Here is a 6,306-nt window from a genome sequence, read left to right on the forward strand (position 1 = left end):
CCCCTCTCCCCGCCTACGTTCGGCGGCATCTTCTGTTGTGTATACGCGACTGGTTGATATGGGAAGACTTCCCATACCAGCTCAACTCACTGGGGTGCCGGGCCCGGCGCTCCACCGCTTTTTTCAGGCCATTCCGCACGATATCCTCCACAAACCGAATCGCATCGAGGAAGGCGCTCTTGCCGCTCCCGTTGGGGCCGACCAGGATCTGCAACGGTTTTAGCTCGACCTCCACGTCGCGAAAGCAGCGATATCCCTGAATCCGAACGCGTTTCAGCATGAACCCCTCCTCACGAGACCATCGACGGCTCTTCCTGAAGCCGGGGACGGATCATCTGTGGGACTGGGGCCGGCGCGGGCCGAGGCCACACGGCCACCAGCGTCCCCAGGATCAGGACGATCCCTCCGATCCAGATCCAGGAGACCAGCGGGTTGATGAAGATCTTGAAGGTCGCCCGGTTCCCACCCTCCACCCATCCGCTCAGCAGAATGTAAAGATCCTCCTTGAGCGTGGCCCGCAGGGCCGGGGGCGTCAGGCTCTCTCCGCTGTCGTATTGCAGCACGTAGGGGTAAAGATCGGCGAGGAGATTCCCCCGGGCGTCGAAAGCCCGCACCCAGGCCTGAGTGACCACCACGTCCGGCTCCGTCGCCGGGGTGTATTGCCGGATCCCCTGATACACCAGCCGGTAGCCGCCGAAGGAGAGCGCCTCTCCCAGCTGGAGGGTGCGCTGGGTTTCCTGCGGGTAAGCCTGGGAGCCGATCACCCCGATCCCGATCAGGACCACGCCAAGGTGGACAAGGTAACCCCCGTAACGGCGGGGGCTGCGGGCCAGCAGCCGGGCCAGGGCGGTCGGCCAGGGCTCCCCCGTGGCGCGGCGCCGCGCCCGCACCCCCAGCGCATAATCCAGCAGGGTCCCCCACCCGGCGAAGGCGCAAAGGCCGAATCCCACCAGGGCCCACGGTAGGGACACCCCCAGGGCGCGGGCGAGGGCCATCGCCCCCAGCCCGGCCATGGCCGAGGAGCCCACCGCCAGCCTCAGGGAAGCCCCCGGCGTCCGCCGCCAGCGGAGGAAGGGGATCACCCCCATCAGCAGATAGAGGCCCGCGAACAGCGGCCCGGTCACCCGGTTGTAATATGGGGGGCCCACCGTGAGCTTCTCGTTGAACAGCAGCTCGGAGAACATCGGATAGAACGTGCCCCAGAAGACGGCGAAGGCGATCCCCAGGAAGAGCCAGTTGTTGAGCAGGAAGAATGTCTCCCGGGAGAGCCAGGACTCGATGCGGTTCTCCGCCCGCAGGAGCTCCCAGCGCACGGTCAGCAGGGCCAGGGAGCCCACCAGCACCAGCCCCGTGTAGATCAGGAAGGGCACCCCGATGGCCGAGCGGGCGAAGGCGTGCACGGAGGCGATCACCCCGGTGCGCGTGATGAACGTCCCCAGGATCACCAGGGCGTAGGTGAGGATGATCAGCAGCGCTGTCCACACCTTCAGCATGCCCCGGCGCTCCTGCACCATCACCGAGTGCAGGAAAGCGGTCCCTGTCAGCCAGGGGAGCAGGGCCGCGTTCTCCACCGGATCCCATCCCCAGTAGCCGCCCCAGCCCAGCACGTCGTAGGCCCAGCGGGCCCCCACCAGCAGGCCCAGGCTCAGGAACAGCCAGGCCACCAGGGTCCACCGCCGCAGCAGCGGGATCCATTCATCATCCCGCCGGCCGGCCAGCAGGGCGGCGATGACGATGGCGTAGGGGACGATGAAGCCGACGAAGCCGAGGTAGAGCAGGGGGGGATGGACGATCATCCCCGGATGGCGCAGCAGGGGATTCAACCCCCGTCCATCCGCCGGGGGGACCGGGAAGGTCTCGAAGGGGTTGGCGAAGAACCGGTTGAGCAGCAGGAAGAACGTTTGGGTCAGCAGCAGGACGCCGGCGATGAACGGCCGCAGATCGTGGGGGAAGCGATCGGCGCGGGCCATGGCCGCGAAGAGGAAGAGGCTCATCAGCCAGGACCAGAAGAGCAGGGAGCCGTTCTGGCCGCCCCACAGGGCGGTGATCTTGAGGAAGAGCGGCTGAGTCTGCCGGGAGACCTGGGCGACGTAGATCAGGCGGAAGTCATCCGCGAGGAGGGCGGACTCCAGCAGGAGCACGGCCAGGGTGAGCAGCGGCGCCATCACCAGGCCGATGCGCCGGGCCACCTCCTCCCATCGCGCCTCCCGGCGCCACCCTACATAAAAGGCCAGGGCCGTCCCCGCCAGGCCCAGCCCCCACGCCAGATCCAGCACCAGCTCCCCCAGCAGACTCATCGCAGTGCCTCCACTCGTCGAAGGGCTTCTCGGGCTCGATCCAGGGCCTCCAAGGCCTCCGCACGGCCCGGCCATCCTTCAGGTAGCATCCCGGGTAGCGCGTCAGGATATCGGGGCGGAATGTCGAAACGATCCATGCGTAGCAACTTTCCCTCCAGGTCAGATAGAGATAAACCGCGAACTCGAGCGATGAGATCCGCAATCTTATGGGTTCTGGGAGGCAGCTTGCCCTCGGCCTCCAAGCAGGCTTTAAGGGCCTTTTCGATAGCTTGGTGCGCGTGAAAGCAAGTCTGATTGTAGATTTCATCCTCAAAAGCCAGCTCCGCCATTCGCAAGTCCTCACGGGCGAAGCGGAGCCAATGTTCCGGAAGGGGATTCATAGAGCACCACTCCCTTCGCCAGCACTTCCTCGCGGAAGAAGGGACGGTTCCGGATCTCCTCGAACTCCTCAGGGGTGTAGACCAGGAGATCCATGCCCACGCGGGGACGGAAGCGCTCCAGGAGCTCTCCGATGCGCTCCAGGAACGGGCGCGAGGAGGGCATCACCACGACCAGATCCAGATCCGAGTCCGGATGGAGCCGGCCCTCCGCCAGGGAGCCGAACAGGATCACCCGTTGAGGGACATAATGGGTTCGCAGGAAGTCCAGGAAGCGGGCCAGCTCGGCCTCCAGGGCGGCCCGCCGCTGCTGGAGCTCCTCCGGGGGAGAGACATCCCGGACCATCCAAGCCCTCCTATCGGGAGGATCCCGTGGCGGCCTCCTCTTCGTAACGCGTCGGGCATTTGAGGAGGAGGGTCCGGGCGTAGAACACCCCATCCGGCCCCAGGGTGCCCTCCACGATCGCCTGGGCCTCGTTCTGGAGGAGGTCCGGCTTCACCCCCTGGTAGACCACCTTGAGCGGCGGGACCTTACCGATGTCGGCCACGCGGTCCACCAGGCCGAACTCGATATAGAGCGTCTCCGGGTCGTAGCGGATCGTCCCGCCGTCGACGATCCCTGAGAGGCGGATGGGGCGGCCCTGCAGGCTCGCCGCCCGCGCCTTCAGCTCGGAGACGGTGAGGTAATACTGGGACGCGCTGCGCAACCCGTTGACGATCAGCATTCCGATGGCAGCGATGAGCAAACCGCCTCCCACCCAAAAGCGAGCGCGCATCTGAGGCCTCCCGCCACGTGCTCTGCTCTGAGTCTAACATATCCAGGATGTTTCTTCTATCTCTCGTTGGGGAATCGAGAGCCGGCGCTCCACAATCCGCGAGGACGAAGCCTTGCGAGGTGGCCAGAGAGGGAACGCCTGCCTTCACCGACCAGGGAGGCGTCCGGGGGAAGGCGCGAGGCGGGCCCGCAAGGGTCCAGGCGCTGGTGGCGTTCAGGGACGGGCCCTACGGGCTCTTCGAGATGGGGGCTCCTCCAGCCGGATCCAGACCACCGGCCCCCGGGGGCGGGAGATGGGGATCGGCTCGGGGAAGGCCTGAGGGTCGGTGAACACCCAGATGTAAAGCGGACGCCCCCGGGCGTAAGCCTCCAGGAACTCGGGATCCGCCCGGTGCCGGGAGCGCTGATGCCGCAGGGCCTCCACCGAGACCGGGCCCCGCACTTCCGTCAGCACCGCCGTCCCGATCCACCCCCGCGGGCTGACGATCCCGATGCGCCCCCGGATATGCGTCGGATACCGGCGGATCTCCCAGGTCTTCTTCCCCAACACGATGTATGTGGCGTAAGGCTCCTGCACGATCAACCCCAGCTCCGGGCGCATCGCTTTCCCTCCTGGCTTGCGATATAACGGCGCGACCCCTGATCTTGAAGCAATCGAACATGCTCCATCAGAAAGAGATCACCCTTCCCGACGTGCCTGGTCGATCTCTTCGGCCGACGGCGCTGGCCCCAGATCCGCGCACAGGCCCCACAACGATTTCCGCGGGGCAGGCCTCATCGACATGAACTCGCGCTGGATGTCCGAAGCGATCGGCTCGATTCAACGCACTTTGTCCAACAACGAGAGCGGCTTGATCAGGTCCATCGCTTTCCCTCCCCGTTCGCTATATATTTTACTGGTAGGCAACCGATGGCCCGGAGGCCCGGGCGGATTCTGTTCTCCTGGGAGCCTCACGGATGAAAGCGCTCACCGTCGCGCAGATGCGCCAGGCGGAGGCCGCGGCGGACGCCGCTGGCCACACCTACGCGCGGATGATGGAACGGGCCGGCCAGGCGGTGGCCGCCGAGATCATGCGACGGATGCCCGTCCAGGGGCGGCGGATCCTGGTGCTGGTCGGCCCCGGCAACAACGGGGGAGACGGCCTGACGGCGGCCCGCCTGCTGAAGGAGGCCGGGGCGGAGGTGGCCTGTTACCTCCTCAAACCCCGAGAGGAGACCGATCCCGTCTTCCAGGCGGCGAAGGCGGCCGGCTGCTTCATCGCCCAGGCCGGCGACGACCGCACGTGGCGGGTGCTCCGCCTCTGGGTCCGCAGCGCCGCGGTCATTGTCGACGCCCTGCTGGGGACCGGGACCACGCGCCCGCTGGAGGGGGACCTGTTGCGGATGCTCCAGATCGTGCGCGCCGAGGTGAGCGATCGGCGGCCGTGGCCGGCCTCCTTCTTCGCCCCGGGCGCCCCCCTGGCTCCCACAGCCTGGAGCTCCCGGGTGCCCCCCGAGCCCTGGCTGGTGGCCGTGGATGGGCCCACCGGGATGAACTACGACACCGGGGAGCTGGACCCCAACGCCTTCCACGCCGATCTCACCGTGACCTTCGCGCATCCGAAGGTCGGTCACTTCCGGTTCCCGGCCGCGCACGCCGTGGGGGAGCTGGTGGTGGCGGACATCGGGATCGATCCGAAGTGGGTCCCGGAGGGCGCCTTCGAGGTGATGGACGCGGCGATGGCGCGGGCCTGGCGTCCCCCACGCCCGGCGGACGCTCACAAGAACACGTTCGGGAAGGTCGTGGTGGTGGCGGGATCCACGAACTACCCGGGCGCGCCCGGGCTGGCCGCCCACACGGCGGCGCGCGTCGGCGCCGGATGGGTCACCCTGGCGATCCCTCGAACGATCTACCCGGTCCTGGCGGCGCGGACGGCGGAGATCACCTACATCCTGCTGCCGGATGAGCTGGGCGTCCTGATCCCCGATGCCGTGGAAGTGCTGGCGAAGGCCGTCGAGGGCTACGCCGCCATGGTCCTCGGGCCGGGGCTCACCCAGGAGAAGGAAGCGGTGGCCTTCGTCCACCGGATGTTCGGGATGGAGCGGGCCCTCAAACGCGGACGCCTGGGCTTCCAGCTGGAGCTGGAGACCGCGGAGGCCCCTCCGCCGGCCTTCTCCTGGCCGCCTCTGATCGTGGACGCCGACGGCCTGAACGCCATCGCCCAGGCCAGGGACTGGGCGGCCCGCCTTCCCGGCCCCGCGATCCTCACCCCTCATCCCGGCGAGATGGCCCGGTTGACCGGGCTGGAGAAAGCGGCCATCGAGGCGGATCGCCTGAGGATCGCCCGGCAGTTCGCCCAGGCCTGGGGCCACGTGGTGGTGCTGAAGGGCGCCTTCACGGTGGTGGCCGCCCCGGATGGCCGGGCCCTGGTGATGCCCTTCGCCAACCCGGCGATGGCCACCGCCGGGACCGGGGATGTGCTGGCAGGAGCCATCGCGGGTCTGCGAGCCCAGGGCCTGGGCCCCTTCGAGGCGGCGGCCCTGGGGGCCTATCTGCACGGCCTGGCCGGCGAGCGGGCCCGCGCGGAGATCGGGGAGGCCGGCGTGACCGCCGGGGACCTCCTCCCCCGCCTCCCGATGGCCCTCCGGGCCCTGGGCGGATAAGCGGACCGTCCTCCCCGGGAGTTCCTCCATGGGTCCTGAACGGGAGGACCTGAACGCGCTTTTGAGGGAGCTGGACCCTCAGGGGCCGCCTCAATGGCGCTGGGTGCATCGGGCAACGCCCGGGGCCCGGCGCATCGGCGTTCTCCCCGCCTCCTTCAATCCTCCCACCCGCGCCCACGTGGCCCTGGTGGAGGCCTGTCTCTTATACACATCT

At 68.0% G+C, this 6,306-nt stretch carries 8 protein-coding genes; 2 read left to right on the forward strand and 6 right to left on the reverse strand.

Annotated features, from left to right (window positions below):
* Positions 1–13 precede the first annotated feature (13 nt).
* The 6 genes from NW804_RS02200 to NW804_RS02225 form a co-directional block, all read right to left on the reverse strand.
* On the reverse strand, positions 14–280 hold the full coding sequence (locus NW804_RS02200) for an AAA family ATPase (protein ID WP_414422750.1): 267 nt from the start codon (positions 278–280) through the stop codon (positions 14–16).
* 10 nt (positions 281–290) lie between these two features.
* Positions 291–2,297, reverse strand: a complete 2,007-nt coding sequence (locus tag NW804_RS02205) for a heme lyase CcmF/NrfE family subunit (RefSeq protein WP_414422751.1) — start codon at positions 2,295–2,297, stop codon at positions 291–293.
* A complete protein-coding gene (locus tag NW804_RS02210; protein ID WP_414422752.1) occupies positions 2,294–2,677 on the reverse strand; it encodes a HEPN domain-containing protein in 384 nt (127 codons plus the stop codon). Before NW804_RS02210 ends, NW804_RS02205 begins: the two co-directional genes overlap by 4 nt.
* Positions 2,637–3,020 (reverse strand): nucleotidyltransferase domain-containing protein, encoded by a 384-nt coding sequence (locus NW804_RS02215; RefSeq protein ID WP_414422753.1) that lies wholly within the window; start codon positions 3,018–3,020, stop codon positions 2,637–2,639. Before NW804_RS02215 ends, NW804_RS02210 begins: the two co-directional genes overlap by 41 nt.
* 10 nt (positions 3,021–3,030) lie before the next feature.
* Positions 3,031–3,450 (reverse strand): cytochrome c maturation protein CcmE, encoded by a 420-nt coding sequence (locus NW804_RS02220; RefSeq protein WP_299286351.1) that lies wholly within the window; start codon positions 3,448–3,450, stop codon positions 3,031–3,033.
* A gap of 213 nt (positions 3,451–3,663) precedes the next feature.
* Positions 3,664–4,050, reverse strand: coding sequence for an ASCH domain-containing protein (locus NW804_RS02225; RefSeq protein ID WP_414422754.1), 387 nt, complete (start codon positions 4,048–4,050; stop codon positions 3,664–3,666).
* 356 nt (positions 4,051–4,406) lie between these two features.
* Between NW804_RS02225 and NW804_RS02230 the strand changes: the two genes are divergently transcribed.
* The gene (locus tag NW804_RS02230) at positions 4,407–6,092 is read left to right on the forward strand and encodes an NAD(P)H-hydrate dehydratase (RefSeq protein ID WP_414422755.1); all 1,686 of its coding nucleotides are present in this window, start codon (positions 4,407–4,409) and stop codon (positions 6,090–6,092) included.
* A 28-nt stretch (positions 6,093–6,120) separates the two neighbouring features.
* Positions 6,121–6,306, forward strand: a 186-nt coding sequence (locus NW804_RS02235) for a hypothetical protein (protein WP_414422756.1), incomplete at its 3' end; no start/stop codon positions are given.

It is taken from the genome of Synechococcus sp. WC10meta, assembly GCF_047461475.1.